This is a genomic window from Pedobacter roseus, assembly GCF_014395225.1.
Classification (GTDB): domain Bacteria; phylum Bacteroidota; class Bacteroidia; order Sphingobacteriales; family Sphingobacteriaceae; genus Pedobacter; species Pedobacter roseus.
Genome location: NZ_CP060723.1, coordinates 919627 through 940830, shown reverse-complemented (window position 1 = coordinate 940830; position 21204 = coordinate 919627). Strand labels below are relative to the sequence as shown.

Here is a 21204-nt window from a genome sequence, read left to right as displayed (position 1 = left end):
GAATTTATTTGACCAGCCCCTCCTTATTGAAAATAAGGAGCTGATTGAATTCAGAACTTTATAATTTTATAAAGAAATTTTTCTTATCTTTCAGTATGAAAAGATTAACGATTTTGATCACGTTAATCATCCCGCTATTTCTTTGTACCTCCTGGGGCTTCTTTGCACACCAAAGGATAAATAATCTTGCCGTTTTTACATTGCCAGCCAGTATGATCGGTTTCTACAAAAAGAATGTCAAATACATTACCGAACACGCTGTTGATCCCGATAAACGCAGGTATGCGGATACACTAGAAGCACCACGGCATTATTTAGATGTGGAGAACTACGAGAAAGATATTGATAGCATACCCGAAAAATGGAACGATGCTTTGGCTAAATATGGTATAAAAAAGCTAAATACAGATGGAATTGTTCCATGGCAAATCCAACGAACCTACTATAGCCTGGTTAAGGCTTTTAAAACCAGAGATTCCCTCAAAATTTTAAAATATTCTGCAGAACTGGGCCATTACATTGGCGATGCTCACGTGCCTCTGCACACCACCGCAAATCATAATGGTCAGCTAAGCAACCAGGTGGGCATTCATGCTTTTTGGGAAAGCCGATTGCCAGAACTGTTTTCTACTAATTACAATTTTGTTGTTGGCAAAGCCATTTATATCGAAAATCCACTAAAAGAAGCCTGGAAAGTGCTTAAACATACCCATAGTCTGGTTGATACCGTTTTAAGATTTGAAGCGGAATTAAATGCATCATTTCCTTCCAAACAAAAGTATAGTTTTTCAGAACGGAACAATACCGTGCTTAAACAATACTCCAGAGAATATTCGAAAGCCTATCACGATAAAATGAACAATATGGTAGAAAAACAGATGCGTGCCGCCATATTAACCATTGGCTCGTTCTGGTATTCGGCTTGGGTAGATGCCGGTCAGCCTGAACTAAAAAACCTGATTAAAACCGAAATATTGCCCGATGAGCAAAAGGAAGAAAAAGAAACCGAAAAGAAATACCAAAACGGTGTACTTATTGGCCGGGAGATTTAATTATGCCTTTGTATCTCCGTTCTCAATAATTTCTTCAACCTTTTTAGGTTGTAAGCGGCTCCTAATTGCCGCCCATACAGCAGGAACAAAAGTAACTACGGCAATAAAAATGATTACCAGTTCGAAATTATTTTTGATTACCGGAATCTGTCCTAACAGATAACCGCCAATTAATAAAGCGAAGATCCAGGTTACACCGCCAATAATATTATAATAGGTAAAACGACCGAAAGGCATTTTAGCGATACCGGCAACAAAAGGTGCAATCGTTCTGAAAATCGGCAAAAAGCGACTCAACATAATGGCTTTACCACCATGTTTTTCGAAAAATTCGTGCGATTGGTGGTAGTACTTAAGCTTTAAAATCTTGTTTTTCTCTTTAAACACACCGGCGCCTAGTACACTTCCCAACTTATAGTTCACGGTATTACCCAAAATAGCCGCAACAATTAAAATAAGCAACATCACCCAGATGTTTAAACCGGTTTCATGTTCGCCTGCAATAAGTGCACCCATTGCAAAAAGCAACGAATCGCCAGGCAAAAATGGTGTTACTACAAAACCTGTTTCGGCAAAAATTATCAGGAATAAAATAAGGTAGGTCCAGGTACGATATTCATTAACAATTTCGGCTAAATGAACATCAATGTGGAGAATAAAATCTAAAAGCTGCTGTAGTATTTCCAATTTATCTGATTTTGGGCAAAAGTATGAATAGTAAAGGGATTAAATGCTTTAAATTTGCAATAAATAACTAGTTGGAAGAAACTAAACGCATTTGAAGTTCTCCTTTTTTTGTACCGTCAAGCAAAACAGTATAAACCAATCCTTTTGAGATTGCAATTGATTTTGACGTGGTGGTAGGTAGCGAATCTAATGCATTCACAGAGGGCTGTGTAGAAACTGGGGTTTCGAGTGTAAAAGAAATCCGCGTTGCTTTACTTAACTTGATGGTATGACTTATTCTATCGCCATATTGCATGTTAAAGGTATCGAAAGCTTTTCCATCATCCTGAATAATTACTTTTGAACCCAGGGTATAACCAAGATTTAAGAAAGTCAGTTTTACTGAGTCTAGACTCTGCTTTACATTATCCTGAAAAACAGTTAATACCGGTGGACTGGTAGTTGTTTTTCGGGTGTAGTAAATAGAATAATTGGCACCAATAGCAAATTTATAATTTGTGCTCGCTACATCCACTCCTGTGTTTATATTTCTGGATGTAATGGTATAGCTAGAGTCTCCGGCAACAACAAGATAATTACTGTTAGAGCCATAAACGGTGGAAGCTCCCGACTGGATACCTTTCAGGAAAAAGTTTTGGGTTGTATCAGTTACAGCAGATTGGAAATACCTGATCTTCGCATCACCTTTAATGAAATTATCATTCTTTATACAAGAAAAAATCATTAATACAGGGAAAAACAAGAGAAGTATTTTGGGAAATATAAAACGGGTATTTTTCATATAAAATCGCTGATGCTAATAAAACGTAAAGATAACAGAAACGATATGATTTTGTTAAATTTAATTATCAGTGATAATATGTGCTTCTAATGTGGCAGCGGTTGTACCACTAAACCAAATGGTATATATTTTACCACCTTCTAAACTGGCTGCGTTGATGGTTTTAATACTCCCTGAGCCTACTACATTATATTTTAAATTCAAGCCTGCATCAACAGTAAAATAATTAGATGCCTCTTTAAAAAGCAAACCATTTACAAATTGAGTTCCTGCCTGCACCATCACATTTATACCAGTGGTAAAATTAGGCGTAAGGTTAATAAGTTTTATTTTTGCTTTGGTGCTTTCTGTATTGCTGAGGTTATCTTCATAACTCACAATTTCTAATTCGCCTTTTTTATTGGTCACCAGAAAAGTAGTATAAGTAATGGATGGCGTAAAATTTAAAGAGGTATCTGTAGTGGTATTGTTGGTACCCGTGTAAGAAACGTTTCTGTTGCCCGAAGGTATTTTTAGGTATTCGCTGGTTTCGCCAAAAGCCAAAGCTACCGTAGTGAGTTTTTCATCATCCAGATAAACATCCTGATGCACATCAGCAAGGGATGCATTAACCATTTTTACCTTCGCCTGCCCTTTAGCTATTTCACCATCATCACTCTTTTTACAGGATGTTAAGCCAATTGTAGTTAAGGAAATAAATAAAATCAGAGATTTTGAGAGATAAGTATAGATTTTCATAGGATGGTTAGTTTGGTTGAAAACAAAAATGGCTTGGTCAAAAACCAAGCCATTTTCTATGAAAACTAAATAAATAGTAGATATTAATAGCTGTTATTTAACATCACAGGCATTACCAACATTAAAACATCTTCATTTTCATCGTTGGTTTGAGGGATTAAAAGACCAGCCCTGTTTGGTGTAGAAAGTTCCAAGGTAACTTCATCACCACTTAAATTACTTAACATTTCAATTAAAAAACGTGCATTAAAGCCTATTTCAAGATCTTCACCGTCATATTGACAGCTTAAACGCTCGTGTGCTTCATTTGCGAAATCCAAATCTTCAGAAGAAATATTCAGTTCGCTTCCGCTGATTTTTAACCTTACCTGATGTGTAGTTTTATTGGCGAAAATTACAACCCTGCGAAGTGTATTTAAAAACAATCCTCTATCAATAATTAATTTGTTAGGGTTGTTTGTTGGAATTACTGCCTCATAATCTGGATAGCGCTCGTCTATTAAACGACACACCAAATTGATGTTTTCAAATTTAAAGAAAGCACTTGTTGCATTATAATCAACTGATACATTGATATCTGTAGATGGCAATGCGGCCTTTAAAAGCGTTAAAGCTTTTTTAGGAAGAATAAATGAAGTTGCTTTATCTGCCTTGCTATCCATACGGCGGTATCTTACCAACTTGTGAGCGTCTGTAGCTACAAAAGTAATGTGCTGAGGAGACAACTGGCAGAAAACACCTGTCATTGCCGGACGAAGCTCGTCATTACTTACCGCAAAAATGGTTTTGGTAATGGCTTCAGTTAAAACTGAGGCAGGTAAATTTACCGAAGAAGCATTTTCTACAACCGGAATTTTTGGAAAATCATCACCATTTTCGCCACTCAGTTTATATTTACCATCTCCGGCACTAATCTCGATGGCAAAAGTGCTGTCATCAATATTAAATGCGATAGGTTGATCTGGTAAAGTTTTAAGCGTATCTAATAAAATTTTTGATGGAACAGCCACTTTACCTTCTTCTTTTGATTCTACAGCCAGTGCAGTTGTCATACTGGTTTGCAGATCGGTAGCAGAGATAGTTAAGTTTCCATCTTTAATTTCGAAAAGAAAATTTTCTAGTATAGGCAAAACCGTACTGCTGCTTGAGGCACCATTTACAGTTTGTAAGTGTTTTAACAGAGTTGATGTGGATACAATAAATCTCATGATATCATTTAGTCTTCTTCAAAAATATAAAAATTATTTAGCGTACTTGTATTTGCGGTAATAATGTTGAAAAATCGCAAAGAATATTAACAATAATAAGGGAGCCACTACATTTATAAACTGCCATTTGGTTTTTTCGAGCTTAATTTTGGCTTTATCCAATAATCTGATCTTTACTTCTTTATTCCGCAAGGCAATCAGGTTATCTTCATCTGTAAAATAATCGACCACGTTTAGCAAGAGTGCTTTATTTCCATAGGTCCGTTGCGAATAACGATCGAAACCCAATGGAAAAGGAGAGCCATCTTTTTCAGAAACCTGATTTTTAAATACATCACCATCGCCAATGATAATCATTTTACTTGGTTTACTGGTTAACTCGCTGGTAAAAGGCGTTGTTATACCTGCTGGTAAGGGGCGTCCGGCAAATACAGAAGGGAAACTCCCCTCTAACAGTATGCCAACGTTTTGTGGCACACTTTGAAATTCCTTAGGATTTAACTTTTCGGCAACCATTTGCAAACTGAATGGCTTTGGCGTGTTATATACTTTATTAAAAGGAGAAGTGCTTAATATGTACGATTTGCTTACGCCTTTTGCCCCTATCGTATCTACTGTACTTGGGAATTCTGATTTTATACCATCCAAATTTTTAACTACACTATGTATAGTATCGGGAAGTAAAATCGGGTAATAAATCCAAGGCAGCAATTGCATTTGCCCCGCTCCTCCGGCTGCACCTGTTGAAACCGGAATTTCGGCACTGTTTGCCGGGTCGGCTATAATGTTGTAGTTAATCCTGCCGCCATACATAAAAAGCATGTCGTCGAGGTTGAGGTTATTATTCGTGGCCATTTGTCCTCCCCGCCCCCTTAAACTGTCTAACTCTGCATTAACCTGATCAATACTCCAAAGCACCCTTCCACCTTTCATCACAAAATAATTGATTTTGTATTTTTCTGTTTCAGTAAAAGGTTTTTTAGGCTTGGCAATGATCATCATGTTCAGCTTATCCAGTCCTTCTTTGGTAATTGTATTTAAATCTACCCTGCCAACCACATAATTATTGGCTAATGAAGCCCTTGCATCGTATAATTGCAAATCAGACAGTTCTCCATTCGATTCTGTGAAACCAATCCGTGGATTATAGCCGTTGATCACTTTTTTCAAACTCGAGGTTAAGGTATATTCCAGGTTTTCTATTGAGCGGTTGATATTTTCTTCATAGCCACCAATAACATTGAAATTTTGAAGCAATTTAACTGGCATCTGCTTGCCATTGCTTTCTATCATCGCCATTGGAACTACAAGTTTTTCCGTTGAGCCACTTTCTGTTTTTAAGGTTGCCCTGGTGGCTTCGATTCCGTTTTGTGCCAGATTGTAGATCACCGTATCTTGTTCCTGGGTACTCAAACCCGCTAAAGGATCAACATAAACCAATTTGAAATTTGCTTTTGAATAAGCTTTATAATCAGACAGGATATCACTTACCGCAGCCTGCAAACGTTTAAAAGCAGGTGGCAATTCGCCTTTTAAAAACACGGTAATGATTATCGGTTTTTCATTTTTTTTGAGTAGTGATTTTGTTTTTTCACTTAGGGTAAAGCGTTTGTCGGAAGTAAAATCAAAACGGTGAAAAACATATTGACCAAGTACATTTATAGCGATCAATACAGCTATTACGACAATAAAATTAATCCATTTATTCTGCTTCTTCATTATCGTTTCCCTCCTATGATTAATTTGGTGAACAACAAGAACAAAACGGAAAAGGTAATAAAGTAAATCAGGTCCCTCGTATCTAAAACACCCCTGCTAATGGAGGTATAATGCTGGTTGATACCCAAATTGGTTATCGTACTTTCAATGGGCTGGAAGGCTGCAATCTGGCTGGTATAATCGAAACCCAAAAAAGAAAATGCGCATAAAGCAGCACAGATAACAAAGGCTATTACCTGGTTTTTGGTCAACGCTGATGAAAACAGGCCAATGGCTGTAAATGCTGCGCCCAATAAAAACAATCCAATGTAGGATCCTATAACCGATCCTGAATCGATATTCCCTTCCGGAAAACCAAGTTTTGAAATGCTATAATAATAAACAACAGTAGGGATTAAAGCAAAAAGTACCAGTACCAAACTGGCCAGGTATTTCGCCACAACAATTTGCCAGATGTGGATTGGCCGGGTAACCAGGAGTTCGTAAGTCCCCTCTCTCCTCTCTTCTGCAAAAGAGCGCATGGTGATGGCCGGAATAAGGAACATAAAAAGATAAGGTACCAGACTGAAAAACCCACTTAATTCGGCATAACCATAATCAAGTATCGATGTATCGGGGAAAAACCAGAGTAACAGGCCCGAAACCAATAGAAAAATGCCAATGGTGATATAAGCAACCATCGAACTTAAGAAACTGAATAACTCGCGTTTAAAAACTGCGTACATGTGCTATTAAAATGCCGAAGTTAACCATTTATTCCTGCAAATTTAAAAGGACTTGATTAAATGCCAGCCTCGCAGACCCGGAAAAATAAGTTAAGCGGAAATCCTGAGAAAATTTCAGACGCAAAAAAAGAGATTATATCATCGTCATTGCTGAGAAAGGCTTTTTTAACCGACGAAGCAATGACGACTTTTCTTCGGATCTGTCAACTATAGCCTGTCGAAGGACCACGCTTAAAACGCTTTAAGGTGTTTCGACAGGCTGGCTCAACATGACAGCATCTAAGGTGAAATCACCTTTATGATCCCCCTCTTTAAAAATTCTTATTTACTTAGAAAGAGAAACCTATACCTACAGATAATACACGGTTTGTTACTTTTGAAACCTTTGCATCCGAATAATCAAGGTTGCTCAAACCTAAACCATAACCAGCGTGGATGTTAAAACCATTACTTAGCTGGTAACCCGCCAGGAAATTAACACCGAAATCACCTCTTTTCATTGTCCCGTCCTTTCCGAATTTGATATCCTCTTCTCCAGAATCGGTTATAGTGCTGCCACCACTGCTTAGCGTAGTTGTAGATTTATTTTTTCCGCTAATGGCCATTGCATAATAAGGTCCTGCACCAATAAAAATCTTCCCGCTACCGAGAGCAAAATTAAACACTGCGTTTACAGGAAGTTCAATGTACATTGTACTAATTTTTGAGTTGGCAGTAGCCGTATAAGTGTTTCCTAACTCAGCGTTATAATAATAGAAATCGGTTTTTCCACCCTTACCAATTAAAGATAGGCCGGGCTGAACTGAAAATATATCCGAAACAGGAATATCCACGGTTCCACCTACATAAAAAGAGGTATTCATCTTTTGCTCATACCCGGTATTTTCAGTACCTGATACGCCAAAGGTTGGGAATGTTACACCTGCTTTTACACCGATTTTGATATCGTTGTTGGTTTGAGCTGAAGCTGCAAAGCCAAAGCCTGCAACTGCTAAAAGAGATAGCATTAATTTTTTCATCTGATTTTTTTAAGAATTGTTTTTTAGTTTCCGTGCTTTTGCCTGTTTTGGCAAAAACGATACAATAATAATAAACTAATTTAATAGTTTATTATATTTTATTTTATATCGCTGAAATGATGGAGTTTAGAAACAACAAAGCCCCCAATTTCCTGGAGGCTTTGAAATAATTATGATGTTTTGTTTTGACTACAAACCAAATGCAAATGCTGCACGGATACCGATAAAGCCAGTAGAACCGCCATTACCTGACCAGTTTTCGTAACGTAAACCGAAATCTAAACTAGATTTATCAGCTACTGAGAAAGATGCGCCTAAAGTTGGTGCAACAGCAAACAAAGTACTACCGCCAGTTTCAGTGCTAATTGCAGCACCTAATTCACCAGCGCCATAAAAGTTACTACCAAAATAGTATTTAGCACCTGCTTTTAAAGGCACCACTCCATAACTTGTTTTAAATCCTAATGCCTTAAGAGCATCTTTAGCATCACCTGTTAGCATTAACGAAAGATAACCAGCAGAACCAGTTAAACTTAAAGATTTTGCTACCGGATGTTCATACTGTAGTGAACCACCTACGATTAAGGTGTTCGAATTTTTTTCAGTTGGCAAACCAAATTCAGCTCCAATGCTTAATTTTTGAACCGCGCCTTCTGTTTGAGCTGAAGCTGCGAAGCCTAAGCCTGCAACCATTAATAAAGATAGTAATACTTTTTTCATTGTTTTTTAAATTATTGTTCGTTAATTATTTTGTGTTTTTAGACAAGCATGATGCCAAAAACGTTACAGATAAGATAAAAAACAGAAAGCACCGACTATAAACAACTGATTAACTGACTGTTAAATTAAAATTATTATATTCTAAAACGTTGTATTAAGTTATAAGAAGAGGAGAAATTGTATAGTTTCAAAGAAAATAAGTCAAACAATTGTGCGCAATAATTGTTTCACAGCCCAAATAAATAGGCGAACCTGATTCCCACAAATCCTTTACTATCGGATTTGTTTAAGCCGGAAATATTGTTTTTACCAGTCCATGCTTCGTAGCGGATCCCTAAATCGAGCTTATTCCCACCTGAAAGTTTGAATTGGTTGCCAATACCAGGCGACCAGGCAAATAAGGTTTTCTGATCTTTATTTAAAGGTAATGCTGCCCCCAACTGACCTTCCGCATAAAAACTTTCGCTCAGCTGGTATTTCATTCCGGCTTTTGCAGGGATATACGTTAAGTCCTGCACATTAAAAAGTTGGTTCCGTCTCCCAAAAAAGTTCATAAAACCTGCATTTAGAGTTATTGCAAATTTTTCTGCAACCGGAAGATCAGCTTTTACTGATGCCCCTAAGCCAATTCCTGAAAGGTTAGAAAAATTTCCTGATGGTAAAGCAATTTCGGCCGCCACACCAATGTTAGCATTTTGAGCTTTTAATAATACCGGACTTGAAAATAAAAAGAATAGAAATACAATCTTGATTTTTGGATTAAGCATGCAGGTTAAGCGGTAAGTTTTCTGAAAATATCTTCTAGTGATTGTTGTTGATGGGCTTTTTTCAAACCTTCTAATGAGTCGTTAGCTACAATTTTACCTTTGCTGATAATAATGATATCGTCGCAAATGGCTTCAACTTCCTGCATAATGTGCGTAGAAATGACAACAGTTTTAGCAGTGCCCAAAGTTTTGATCAACTGCCTGATATCGACCAACTGGTTCGGATCGAGGCCTGAAGTGGGTTCATCTAAAATTAAAACCTCAGGATTATGGATAATGGCTTGTGCCAGACCGACCCTTTGGCGGTAACCTTTAGATAACATGCCGATTTTTTTATGTTGCTCTGGTGTTAAACCAACCATCTTAATCACTTCATCAATACGAGCCATTAAGTTTTCAATTTTATAAGTCTGTCCAACAAAGCTTAAAAACTCTTTAACATACATATCGGTATAAAGCGGGGTATTTTCTGGCAGATAGCCAATGTGTTTTTTGGCTTCTATACCCTGGGTTGTAATGTTTTTGCCAGAAATTTCAGCCGCTCCGGAGGTTGGCTCTAAATAACCTGTAAGCATACGCATGGTGGTCGATTTGCCCGCTCCGTTTGGTCCCAAAAAACCCAGAATGCGACCAGGTTTAGCCTCAAAACTGATGGAATCAACCGCTTTTTGCTTATCGTAATATTTAGAAAGATTTTTAACTGAAATACTCATTTTATGTTTTTTGCCACAGATTACACATATTTTAAGGCTACATGTGCTTATCCTTATTTGTTGCTGATTAATAAGTTTTTTTTGCCACAGATTGCACAGATGAACACAGATTTAAAGCTATCAGATCTGTGTTTATCCTTTTTATCTGTGGTTAATTAATATGCGTTGAACTTAATTTTTTATTGTACCTGAATTTATCCAATTCTTCTGATGCCTGCTGCAAATTATCACCCGATAAAATATCAGCACCGTTATTTACGAGGTGATAATACACATTTTTAACAGGACTTGCCTTGGCGCTTTTATCAATATTGCCCATTGTGCCTAAAATAGTGGTGATGCCTTTGCTATGCAGGTATTGGTAAAATTCTTTATCAGGTGCAGCAACGCCAACAAAAGCGACAATCCGATTATTCGGGATGCCCATGCTATTTAACCGTTTCAGTTCAGCTTTCTTTTGCACAGAGGCCGAGATCATTAACTCTGGAGCCAGTTGATGCACTTCCCTGGCCTGATCGGCAGTATAGGTTATGATAATTGAATTGCTTTCAACTTTATATTGCCTTACTTTTTCGATCACTTTGGCATAAGAAACGCCCTTTTTTAAATCGATGGTTAATAAAACCTTGCCTTTGCTCCAGCTGAGGACGCTATCTAAAGTAGGAATCTTAAATTTAGTTTCATTGCCCTCATTATCTTTCAGGTTAAATGATTTTAACTCCTCGTAGGTGTAATTTCCTATTGGTCCTTTCCCGGTAGAGGTTCTGTCCAACTGATCATCGTGCATAATAACCATTGTGGAATCTTTACTATAAGCAATATCGAATTCAACAATTACCGGGTTGTAGGTAGTTGCATTATCAAATGTTTCGATGCAGTTTTCAGGAAAACCAGGCATTGGGCCTCCCCTATGGGCACTGATTAAAGGAAAACGCCCCTCAGGCGACCATTTTAAAAACTGGTATAATTCTGCAGTATTATTAAACTTAATATATTGATGTTTTTTTTCTTCTGATTTGCACGAGCTAAAAACGGCAATAACAACCAAGAATAGTAAGTGATGGAATTTCATGGATCAAAAATAGGAAAAAATGGAACGTTAAATGGTTAATCGGTTAATTGTTTAAATCGGTTAATCGTGTCATCACTCCACTTAACCAATTTATACAGTTTAAATAATTAACCATTTCTACGCAAATCCATTTTTAATGGCAAAAACAGCCAACCCTACACGGGTTTTGAGTTCCAATTTTTCGCATAACTGGTCGCGGTAGCTTTCCACAGTGCGGGGACTGCAGAACATTTTATCGGCTATTTCTTTGTAATTGAGTTCGGTAACAGTGTATTTTAAAAATTCTTTCTCACGGTCTGAGATTTTGATTTCGTTATCCTTTGTTTTATTTAAGCTGGAGAAGATAATTTTTGAAGCCCAATCGGGGTAAAAAAAGCCATTGGCATTTAACTTAGTCAGTGCGTTTTCGAGTTCTACCGGATGTGCATTTTTGAGCAGATAGCCCGTAGCGCCGTTACTTACCATTTTGATTACACTTTTTTCTTCGCCCTGCATACTCAAGGCCATCACTTTTATATCGGGCATATGTTCTTTTAACCAGCTTACGGTTTCAAAACCATCCATTATGGGCATACTGATATCTAAAAGAATAATATCGGGGATTTTGCAATTGCTTTCAAATTTATCGATCAGGTCTTTCCCGTTTTCACATACATAAATCACCTCAAACGCTGCAAAGTTATTAATAATGCCCTGAAGCGCTTTCGCGATGAGGACATGATCATCAACAACAACTATTGTTTTTTTCATGATTGTTTATCTAGTAAAATAGTCAGTGTGGTACCGAAATTGGGTTTACTCTGCAGGTTAAAATGGCCACCAATTATTTCGGTTCTTTTTTTCATGTTTTTTAAACCAATGCCATCTGCTGTTAACCCGGTATAATCGAAACCCACTCCATCATCCTGCAGGTGTAATGTCAAAAAAGCATCGGAAGACGACTTTAACGTGATGGCAATAGTATTGCAACGGGCATGTTTTAAACTATTCTGAAGAAATTCCTGCGTAATCCTTAATAACACGTTCTTTTTTACGAATTCGAGGTCGATTTTTTCGAAATTATGTTCAAAAGTTACTTTGCACCTCTTTAAAGCATTGATATGGTTTACTTCTTCCTGTATTAAAGTTACCATTTCATTTTCAATTACATTATCGTTGGTGAGATTTTTTGATAAACTTCTTAAATCCTGCAGCGATGAATTGATGATCTGATAAATTTGCTCAATCTTTTCATTTTCCTGTGGCACTTTATTTTCATATACAAGCTGTTGGGTGTAAAGGCTTACCAGGGTCAGTTTTTGTCCGATGTTATCATGCAACTCCCGTCCAATCTGCTGCATGGTGGCCTGTTGTATTTCTAACTGTGTAGCTAAAAGTTCTTTTTGGTGGATTTCTTTCGTAATCCCGATTTCGTTCAGGTATTCCCTTTTCCGCTCTTTGTATTTTTTGATATAAACCATAACGGCCACCACAAACAGCACAAAAAACAGGTTAAACAGGATAATGGTAATTAAGAGTTCTGTTTTCCCCATATAAATGAAATTGAGAATAATACATACATTACAATGCCTGAAATAAGGAAATAATCGAAATAAATGTTCCAGATTGGAAGATAAGCCCTCAGTAACGAATAAAAGGTAAAGAAAGGCAAGGTTCCAATATAAAACAGGGTTACACCTAAATTAATATAAAACATCCTGTTTTCCTGAAAATTGAGAATATTAGCCGAATTAATCTGATTGTAATACTCTTTAATTACCAGAAACATCAATAAGAGGCATCCAAAAGTATAATTGAACGAAAAATATATTTTACTTTCCTTAAAAAAAATAGTGCTGCACACAAATGAAAGAAGGTATAATAAAGAAAGAATCCAAAACAATTTTTTATCCGAAAATGATTTTACTGCATACAACCAGAAAAAGAATACAAACTGGAAAGGAATAACGATATAATTATAATATTTTGTTTTTGAAAAATGGAAATAATCACCTCCCCATTTACCTATCACCTCAAAGAGAAAAATAATAATCAGATAATAAACAAGAAATCGCCAATATTGTCCTTTAAGACTTTTATAATATCCTAAGCCTACAATCGCCGCTCCCCTTCAACCCAAAGAAAGCTATCACTCAAAAATTTCTGTAAGTCGTTCATTTGAAATAATGAATTAATAGGTTTCTACAGCATCATCAGCGGGTGGAATAGTCTGTCCGTGGTTTTGTGCCATCACCTGCCTCGATTGACCATCATTGCTATTTGAATCCATTGCCATCATTGCTATTGGCCGCTCTATTTCACGTTCATTTATAAAATAGGTAGCCTTATCCAGTGGGTTAAAGTCGTAATCCTGATAATTTCCATTGCTGATTTTCTTTTTTAAAGTTGGAATCATCACAAGCGTATGTTTATGGGCATAATCTTTTCCGATGGTTTTTTCATTTTCGAAGTTTTCCCATTCACTTTCTTTAGGATAGGCAGCATAGTAGAAACGTACGCCAAGGGCACCTATACTAATCCCAGGATTTCTCTTTTTGGTTTGATATTCGATATCGGCAATAAATTTTTTAAGGGTTTTTAAGCCAAATGAAACCGAATGGGCATCATTTAAACCTAATGTTTTGTTAATGGCATCCAAATGGTTATTACGATACTCGTCAACCATCTGCTTAATCGTCCTGGTATCCATGGTATTGGGCTGGCTCCTCTCCTCGGTTTTCATTAAACCGATCAGTTTTTGTACCAGATAGAGTACGAATGCACCGAATAAAAATACGATGGCATAAATAAGGAAATCTTTCATGTTAATGATTTTTTTGGTTCTGATTAAAGTTAATGTTAATTATCAAAAGTGATAAAACTTTTAACGATAACAGATGGGGTTTTCCCCATATTTCAATGTTGTTTTTACTGCATTTTATTTTGTTGCATTTACTACTGGTTTTTAGTGTTTTACCTAATGTTTTTATAACGCCGTTACTTCAATTTTGGGTATGGTTTAACACCATGGAATACAAAAGGAACAAGCCGAAAATCCTGAATAAAGTAGGCAAAATTTAAAACCTAAAAACCATGTCAAAAACATTGAAAAAAGAAAGACAAAGTAGCTTACAGAAAATCTGAAACCCTTAGAATAACAGTGCCATTAGTCTATTAAACAAATCACAAAAATTATTATTTGCCATTAAATAAAATCTAAAATCATGGAAAATTTTAAAGAAAGAAAATTAATATCAGTAAAGGAACTCCAAAGGGTAAAATCAATTACCGTAGAAGTTGAAGAAAACAGCCACATTACAATCGGTCCAAATGAAAAAATGTTCTCAGATGCTTTACATTATGTATCTATTAAATCATTTGAAGACCTACAAGAATTGAGTATAATTCCGCAAGGTTTAAGCAAGGAAAGTGTTTTAAAAGCTATTTCTGATGATGATGATGAATCTTTAGCAATTGCAAAAAAAGACTATAACTTTTCAAAACAAAGTGATTGTAAATGTCACGATCATGTTGAGCATTCACTGCAAAGCCAGTTCAAGAATATAAGAAGGAAAAGCAATTTTCAGTTAGCGAAACTACTTACCAGTCATCATGGCAAACAGATTTTATGGGATGACTTTGAAGCCATTCACGCCTATAAAATGACAATGAATCTATTAAGGAATCCGCGTTTAGGATTTAATGTAGTGTATTTTGCATTAGATGACATCATCATTAATACTAACGCCACACTAACAGTTAATTCTGGTACAGATCTTATTAAAGGCAGAAATTTAGTAATACATACCAACGGAAAAATGGATATAAAATCATCCTACCTTTTCTTAAAGTGTAAAACAGCAAAAGCTTATTCGAACAAACTCGAAAGCCATTCTGCTTCAATTTTAACAAATAAACAGATAAAAAATTAGCTTAATAAAAATCATATTAAAATGCATAATATTATTTTAAACGGAACAGATGGAGCTGTAGGTTTCACTGGGCCAGAAGGATTAAATGGTGGTTTAGGTATTAATGGGAACAAAGCAAATTGCCCATGGTGTTGCGATGATGATTGTGCCGAATTAGGTGGACCTGGAGGACCTGGCGGACCTGGTGGCAATGGTGGAACAGGCGGACCTGGTGGAGCTGCTGGAAATTTCAGATTAGAAGTAGAAATATACTATGGAGGTTTTAATATCTCTAGTGTTGGCGGCAAGGGAGGAGATGGAGGCACTGGTGGCAAAGGCGGCACTGGTGGTAAAGGTGGCAAAGGCGGCGACGGGGATGACTGTGAATTAGGCAGACATGGTGGAAATGGAGGCCATGGCGGAAGAGGCGGAGATGGCGGTTTTGGCGGCCCGGGTGGCAGAGGTGGAGATATCTCTATAGTGATGAAACATAATCAATCTGGAAGCACTCAAATTCCTATGCAAACAAATGGTGGTGCAGGTGGCCGGCCAGGAGTTGGCGGCTCACAAGGTTTAGCCGGACAACCTGGAGATGATGGTAAAACAACAGGGACTTTTTCTAAAAGCAGCGATTGCAAAACCATGGGACCGGTTGCAAGCTGGGGTTCTGAAGGAGGCGTTGGAGTTTCTCCAGTAAATGGGGTTGGTTCAACTGGTACTGAAGGTATTGTAAGTATTATTACAACAGGTACCGATACTCCCCCTACTCCATAATTAATTAGATTGGCGTTTCTCGTCAAAGATCGGTGTTGCATTTAGCGACGCCGATTTTTTTTAGTAGACTATATTGAAACCATTCATAGCTCCGCATTTTGGCCACCTAAACCTGATTGCAGCGGGCACGATCCCGATTTTTCATCGGGAGAAGTAAAGCGGAAGGCAGGAACACCGGAACCAATAAGCAAACCATTGCTTTACTAAATATTTTGAACCATATAAGAGATTTAAGAACATATAAGCTCGCTCATCAAGATGCCTTTCGTCTTTTCTGACCACCTTAGCCACCTGAGTTAAATGCCAACATTCTAAAATTTATTAATCCATTTTGGCTTGATCAAAAACCTTTTACCTTTTACCTCTTACCTTTTACCTTATTTATTATCTTTGCTGCATTATGGCTCAAAAGAATAACGACGAACAATTTAAAAATGTAATATCACATGCTAAAGAATACGGTTTTGTATTCCAGAGCAGCGAAATATATGATGGCTTAAGTGCTGTTTACGATTATGGCCAATTGGGTGCCGAGTTAAAAAACAACATTAAAACATACTGGTGGAAAGCTATGGTACAGATGCACGAAAATATTGTAGGGATTGATTCTGCAATTTTTATGCATCCTAAGGTTTGGAAGGCAAGCGGACACGTTGATGGTTTTAACGACCCGATGATTGACAATAAAGATTCGAAAAAACGTTACCGCGCCGATCAGTTATTAGAAAATAAAATTGATGAATTATATTCTGAATTAGCCAGTTTCAGTGCAGAAAACAAAGCTAAATTTGAAGAATTTCAACAAGAAATATTGGGTTTAAGTGATGAAGGACAAGCAGCCTGGATTCCTAGTTTTAAAGATGAGGCAAGCATTTTAGATAAGGCCAAATATCCGTTTGTTGATGAAGCTAGCTGGAGATTTGTTAAAAAAGGTTTAGCGCTTGAAGTAGAAATGAACCTTGCGCTTAAATCTGAAAACTTAGCACAGCTAAAAGATTTAATTGTTGATTATAAAGTAATCTGCCCGATTTCTAAAACCTCAAACTGGACAGATGTACGTCAGTTTAACCTGATGTTTAGCACGCAATTTGGTGCAATGGCAGAAGGCAGTGATGAAGTTTATCTTCGTCCGGAAACAGCCCAGGGTATTTTTGTTAACTTTTTAAATGTTCAAAAATCAGGAAGGATGAAAATTCCTTTCGGTATTGCGCAGATTGGTAAAGCTTTCAGAAACGAGGTAATTGCCCGTCAGTTTATTATGCGCATGCGCGAATTTGAGCAAATGGAAATGCAGTTTTTTGTTCGTCCGGGTGAAGACACAAAATGGTTCGAATACTGGAAAGAAGCACGTTTAAAATGGCACAAAGCTTTAGGTACCGCTCCTGAGAAATACCGTTATCACGACCACGTTAAACTGGCGCATTATGCCAATGCCGCAACCGATATTGAATTCGAATTCCCATTCGGGTTTAAAGAAGTTGAGGGAATCCACAGTCGTACCGATTTCGATTTAAAGCAGCACCAGGAGTTTTCTGGCAAGAAAATGCAGTATTTTGATAACGATTTAAATGAAGAAGGTAAACCTTATGGTAATTATATTCCTTATGTGATCGAAACTTCTATCGGTTTAGACCGTATGTTCTTGTTAACGATGATCAATGCTTTTGAAGAGCAGGATTTAAGTACTGAAGATAAACAGGATAGCCGTACTTTATTACGTTTACACCCTGCTTTGGCACCATATAAAGTAGCCATTTTCCCGCTGACGAAAAAAGATGGTTTGCCTGAAAAAGCACGCGAAATTATGGATGAACTGAAATTCGATTTCAACTGTATTTACGAAGAGAAAGATGCAATTGGTAAACGTTACCGTCGTCAGGATGCCGTAGGTACTCCTTTCTGTATTACCGTTGATCACCAGAGTTTAGAGGATAATACGGTTACGATCCGCCACCGCGACAGCATGGAGCAGGAGCGTGTAGCCATTGCCGATTTAGGAAACATCATAGGATCAGCGGTGAGCTGGAAAACTTTGCTAGCTTAATTTTGACCACCTAAGACCCCTGAGGGCAGCTTAGTTAATTTAATGATATTTAGTCGCAGGTTTACCCCCTGCGACTTTTTTGTATAATAAAAATGCATTTAGCCGAACACTACAACAAACTTTATAATGATTCTATTTCCAAAATAGCCAATGGTAACTACGAAATAGATCGTTTAATTGATTCTGACGCCGACAATCGTTTTGGAGTTACTTTGGTGATCAGACCCGATGCTGCTACGAATCATAATATCCAACAGTTTTTAGCTAAAGCTAAAGCCATTGAGCCCGATCAATATTATTATCAAAATGCAGATATCCACGTCACGCTAATGTCTATCATTTCCTGCTATGATGGTTTTGATATAGAGGATATTAATGCTCAGGATTATATAAAACTTATCCAACAGGTTTTGGCTAAGCATAAAAGTTTCAAAATCCAGTTTAAGGGCTTAACGGCATCGCCATCGTGCATTTTAATCCAGGAGTTTTTAACCAATACCTTAAACGAAATCAGGGATGAGCTCCGCAAAACCTTTAAAAATTCTGACCTGCAACAAAGCATCGACAAACGATATAACATCCAAACGGCCCACGCCACAGTAATTCGTTTCAAATCGGAACTAACAGATCAAACTGCACTGATTAATCTAATTGAAAAATACAGGGAATTCGATTTCGGGACTTTTGAAGTTAAACAGATCGAACTGGTTTATAACGACTGGTACCAGCGGGAGAAATTTGTTAAAAAGCTGCATACCTTTTCATTAGAGCTTAACTAAATTCTTTATCTTCGCATAAATTTATTAACCATAACAAATTAGCCCTCGTGAAAGTACCTTTTAAATTATCCTTATTGGCATTGGTATGCCTCCTTATTACTTCATCCTGCAAAAAAGAAATCGATTACCACCCTGAATGGGATACATCCTCTATGAGCGGAAAAGTTGATGGTGTTTTATTGCAGTGTACGTTTACAACGGCCCAAACTTATGTGATAGGCGATAAAACAACTCTTCAGATTTCGGGAAATAAAGTAACCAGTGGTTTTAGCTTAGTAATTAGTGATTTTAAAGGTGCTGGAACATATACTATATCCGACAGTAATATGGCTACCTATCTACCAAATGTAACTGGCTTACAAGATGCTTACCTTAGTACCTCTAACGGTACAATTAAAATAACCAGTTATTTAGCGAACCAATATATTAAAGGAACTTTCGAATTTAAAGGACAAAATTATGTGACTTCAGCCACCAAAACCATTAGCGAAGGCCAGTTTAGCATTAGTTTGGTGCCGGCAAAAATCCCTGAATCGAACAATAGTACAAATAACTTAAGTGCAAAGGTTGATGGCACAGTAACTGGTTTTACCGGCGAGGCTTCATCAGTAATGTCTCCCCTTGGTAAATTATTAACCATTGCAACAGTCAACGGAGATAAACGCCTGCTTATTTCAATAATTGACTACAAAGGCGTAGGTACGTACGATATAGCTAAAGACGGGACCGGTGTTTATATGAAAGACCAAGGTCAAACTGGTTCATTTTATGCAGATGCGGGCACTTTGGTGATTACAAGCGAAGCCGGAAATAAATTGAAAGGAACATTTTTCTTCAGTGGTGGCAACCAGAATACCACCATAAAAACGTCGGTAAATATTACAGACGGGACTTTTGATTTACCTTTTAGTAAATTATAAAAGTATTTTAAAAATATTTAAGCCGTTGATTTAATAGTCAACGGCTTTTGTTTTGACAGAGGTTTTTCGAGGGTAATCCTTCAGTCACAAAAAACAAATGCACATTAGGTAATTTCTTAATCAATGGCTTGAATGGTATATTTGTTTAGCGATCAAAATCATTTATATGAAAATTCCACAGAAGTTTTTTGCCCGTCGACATGAAATTGCGGCAGATTATTTAAAAGAATTAGATAAACACCTTGACGACATTGTATCTGGCCGTGCGACAGAAATGTTTGAGGTAAGAGATTTTGCCGATTTAATCCATGTACACCCAACTCATTTAAGTAATACGATTAAGGCTGCTACTGGTCATTCGCCATGTTTCTTTTTTGAAGAGCGTTTAATGGAAATTTCCAAAGCAATGTTACAGAATGTGAGCATGCCTATTGCCGAAATTGCCAGGATATTAACTTACGATCCATCTAACTTTACCAAGTTTTTTAAACACTTTGCTGGCCAAACACCAAAACAGTATCGTGAGGCTTATTTCGAGTCTTTAGCTACAAATAAGGAAATTGTCACCATATAAAACTTAAACAGTCACCATTTTTACTTAAGCTGTCACCATTTTTACAGCCAATTTCCATCTAATTTTGTTTAACAAATAAAAAGAAAATGGAAATACAAAATAAAATTGCCCTGGTAACCGGTGGTAGCCGCGGACTGGGAAAAAATGCAGCCTTAAAAATTGCTGCAAAAGGACTTGGTGTAATTGTTACCTATCAATCAAAAAAAGAAGAAGCAGAAGCTACCGTTAACGAAATAAAAGCGTTAGGTGTACCTGCAGCTGCTATACAATTGAATGTAGGCGAATCTAAAACTTTTGAGGCCTTTTTTACAGAAGTTAAAGGCGTGCTAAAATCTGTTTTCAACGCAGAAAAATTCGACTTCCTGATCAATAATGCGGGGATTGGGATCCACGCTTCATTTGCTGATACTACTGAAGAACAATTTGATGCCCTGGTAAACATCCATTATAAAGGAGCTTTCTTTTTAACCCAGAAAGCCTTGCCATTATTAAATGATGGCAGCGGAATCATTAATGTTTCATCGGGATTAGCACGTTTTGCAACTCCGGGATATGCGGCCTATGCTTCGATGAAAGGCGCCATGGAAACCTTAACAAAATACCAGGCCAAAGAATTGGGTGCAAGAGGAATCAGATCGAACATTATTGCTCCAGGCGCTATAGAAACCGATTTTGGCGGTGGTGTGGTCCGCGATAACGATCAACTTAACGCCGGGATAGCTGCCAATACCGCTTTAGGCCGTGTAGGTTTACCAGATGATATTGGTGGTGTAGTAGCATTTTTATGTACCGAAGATGCGAGATGGATTAATGCACAGCGCATTGAAGCATCGGGTGGTATGTTTTTATAGACTTTTAGCATTTTTTAACCACTAAGACACGAGGACACAAAGAAATTAATCTTCGTGCCTTGGTGGTTATTTTTTCATTGTAGCTTGTCAACGCTAACCGCTAAACGCACAGCGCCAAACAAAATCTTCGAACAGAAAATAAACCGCATCAAAAGGCGTTATCCATCAAAA

23 protein-coding genes are annotated in these 21204 nt (G+C 37.2%); 8 read left to right on the top strand and 15 right to left on the bottom strand.

Annotated features, from left to right (window positions below):
* The first annotated feature begins 95 nt into the window (after positions 1 to 95).
* Complete coding sequence (locus tag H9L23_RS04230) at positions 96 to 1052, top strand: zinc dependent phospholipase C family protein (RefSeq protein WP_187593805.1); 957 nt, start codon at positions 96 to 98, stop codon at positions 1050 to 1052.
* On the opposite strand, the gene H9L23_RS04225 is transcribed toward H9L23_RS04230, so the two are convergent.
* The 15 genes from H9L23_RS04225 to H9L23_RS04155 form a co-directional block, all read right to left on the bottom strand.
* On the bottom strand, positions 1053 to 1739 hold the full coding sequence (locus tag H9L23_RS04225) for a DedA family protein (RefSeq protein ID WP_187593804.1): 687 nt from the start codon (positions 1737 to 1739) through the stop codon (positions 1053 to 1055).
* A 67-nt stretch (positions 1740 to 1806) separates the two neighbouring features.
* Positions 1807 to 2463: a DUF4397 domain-containing protein gene (locus H9L23_RS04220; RefSeq protein ID WP_187593803.1), complete on the bottom strand. Its 657-nt coding sequence runs from the start codon at positions 2461 to 2463 to the stop codon at positions 1807 to 1809.
* Between the two features lie 117 nt (positions 2464 to 2580).
* Positions 2581 to 3258: a DUF4397 domain-containing protein gene (locus tag H9L23_RS04215; RefSeq protein ID WP_187593802.1), complete on the bottom strand. Its 678-nt coding sequence runs from the start codon at positions 3256 to 3258 to the stop codon at positions 2581 to 2583.
* A gap of 83 nt (positions 3259 to 3341) precedes the next feature.
* A complete protein-coding gene (gene dnaN / locus H9L23_RS04210) occupies positions 3342 to 4466 on the bottom strand; it encodes a DNA polymerase III subunit beta (RefSeq protein ID WP_025143176.1) in 1125 nt (374 codons plus the stop codon).
* Positions 4467 to 4499: 33 nt separating this feature from the next.
* Complete coding sequence (gene gldG / locus H9L23_RS04205) at positions 4500 to 6185, bottom strand: gliding motility-associated ABC transporter substrate-binding protein GldG (RefSeq protein WP_187593801.1); 1686 nt, start codon at positions 6183 to 6185, stop codon at positions 4500 to 4502.
* A complete protein-coding gene (gldF, locus tag H9L23_RS04200; RefSeq protein ID WP_187593800.1) occupies positions 6185 to 6910 on the bottom strand; it encodes a gliding motility-associated ABC transporter permease subunit GldF in 726 nt (241 codons plus the stop codon). Before gldF ends, gldG begins: the two co-directional genes overlap by 1 nt.
* A gap of 329 nt (positions 6911 to 7239) precedes the next feature.
* Complete coding sequence (locus tag H9L23_RS04195; protein WP_187593799.1) at positions 7240 to 7929, bottom strand: porin family protein; 690 nt, start codon at positions 7927 to 7929, stop codon at positions 7240 to 7242.
* 189 nt (positions 7930 to 8118) lie between these two features.
* A complete protein-coding gene (locus H9L23_RS04190; protein WP_187593798.1) occupies positions 8119 to 8649 on the bottom strand; it encodes a hypothetical protein in 531 nt (176 codons plus the stop codon).
* Between the two features lie 227 nt (positions 8650 to 8876).
* Entirely contained in the window at positions 8877 to 9416 is a 540-nt protein-coding gene (locus tag H9L23_RS04185; protein ID WP_187593797.1) for a hypothetical protein, read from the bottom strand.
* A gap of 5 nt (positions 9417 to 9421) precedes the next feature.
* On the bottom strand, positions 9422 to 10129 hold the full coding sequence (locus tag H9L23_RS04180) for an ATP-binding cassette domain-containing protein (protein WP_187593796.1): 708 nt from the start codon (positions 10127 to 10129) through the stop codon (positions 9422 to 9424).
* A gap of 151 nt (positions 10130 to 10280) precedes the next feature.
* Complete coding sequence (locus tag H9L23_RS04175) at positions 10281 to 11201, bottom strand: glycerophosphodiester phosphodiesterase family protein (RefSeq protein ID WP_187593795.1); 921 nt, start codon at positions 11199 to 11201, stop codon at positions 10281 to 10283.
* A 117-nt stretch (positions 11202 to 11318) separates the two neighbouring features.
* A complete protein-coding gene (locus H9L23_RS04170) occupies positions 11319 to 11951 on the bottom strand; it encodes a response regulator transcription factor (RefSeq protein WP_187593794.1) in 633 nt (210 codons plus the stop codon).
* The gene (locus H9L23_RS04165; protein ID WP_187593793.1) at positions 11948 to 12733 is read right to left on the bottom strand and encodes a sensor histidine kinase; all 786 of its coding nucleotides are present in this window, start codon (positions 12731 to 12733) and stop codon (positions 11948 to 11950) included. The genes H9L23_RS04170 and H9L23_RS04165 overlap by 4 nt, the downstream gene beginning before the upstream one ends.
* The gene (locus tag H9L23_RS26375; protein ID WP_223191037.1) at positions 12712 to 12969 is read right to left on the bottom strand and encodes a hypothetical protein; all 258 of its coding nucleotides are present in this window, start codon (positions 12967 to 12969) and stop codon (positions 12712 to 12714) included. Before H9L23_RS26375 ends, H9L23_RS04165 begins: the two co-directional genes overlap by 22 nt.
* A gap of 402 nt (positions 12970 to 13371) precedes the next feature.
* Positions 13372 to 14004: a hypothetical protein gene (locus H9L23_RS04155; protein WP_187593792.1), complete on the bottom strand. Its 633-nt coding sequence runs from the start codon at positions 14002 to 14004 to the stop codon at positions 13372 to 13374.
* Positions 14005 to 14404: 400 nt separating this feature from the next.
* On the opposite strand from H9L23_RS04155, the gene H9L23_RS04150 reads away from it, so the two are divergent.
* The 7 genes from H9L23_RS04150 (at position 14405) to H9L23_RS04120 (ending at position 21033) form a co-directional block, all read left to right on the top strand.
* Complete coding sequence (locus H9L23_RS04150; protein WP_187593791.1) at positions 14405 to 15112, top strand: hypothetical protein; 708 nt, start codon at positions 14405 to 14407, stop codon at positions 15110 to 15112.
* 21 nt (positions 15113 to 15133) lie between these two features.
* Positions 15134 to 15865: a hypothetical protein gene (locus H9L23_RS26810; RefSeq protein ID WP_187593790.1), complete on the top strand. Its 732-nt coding sequence runs from the start codon at positions 15134 to 15136 to the stop codon at positions 15863 to 15865.
* A gap of 400 nt (positions 15866 to 16265) precedes the next feature.
* Positions 16266 to 17909, top strand: a complete 1644-nt coding sequence (locus H9L23_RS04140; RefSeq protein ID WP_187593789.1) for a glycine--tRNA ligase — start codon at positions 16266 to 16268, stop codon at positions 17907 to 17909.
* Positions 17910 to 18001: 92 nt separating this feature from the next.
* The gene (locus tag H9L23_RS04135; RefSeq protein WP_187593788.1) at positions 18002 to 18688 is read left to right on the top strand and encodes a 2'-5' RNA ligase family protein; all 687 of its coding nucleotides are present in this window, start codon (positions 18002 to 18004) and stop codon (positions 18686 to 18688) included.
* 47 nt (positions 18689 to 18735) lie between these two features.
* Complete coding sequence (locus H9L23_RS04130) at positions 18736 to 19608, top strand: DUF6252 family protein (protein WP_187593787.1); 873 nt, start codon at positions 18736 to 18738, stop codon at positions 19606 to 19608.
* A 166-nt stretch (positions 19609 to 19774) separates the two neighbouring features.
* Positions 19775 to 20182 carry a helix-turn-helix transcriptional regulator gene (locus H9L23_RS04125; RefSeq protein ID WP_187593786.1) on the top strand — a complete coding sequence of 136 codons (408 nt, stop codon included), beginning with the start codon at positions 19775 to 19777 and terminating at the stop codon, positions 20180 to 20182.
* 86 nt (positions 20183 to 20268) lie between these two features.
* A complete protein-coding gene (locus H9L23_RS04120) occupies positions 20269 to 21033 on the top strand; it encodes an SDR family NAD(P)-dependent oxidoreductase (RefSeq protein ID WP_187593785.1) in 765 nt (254 codons plus the stop codon).
* Positions 21034 to 21204: the final 171 nt, after the last annotated feature.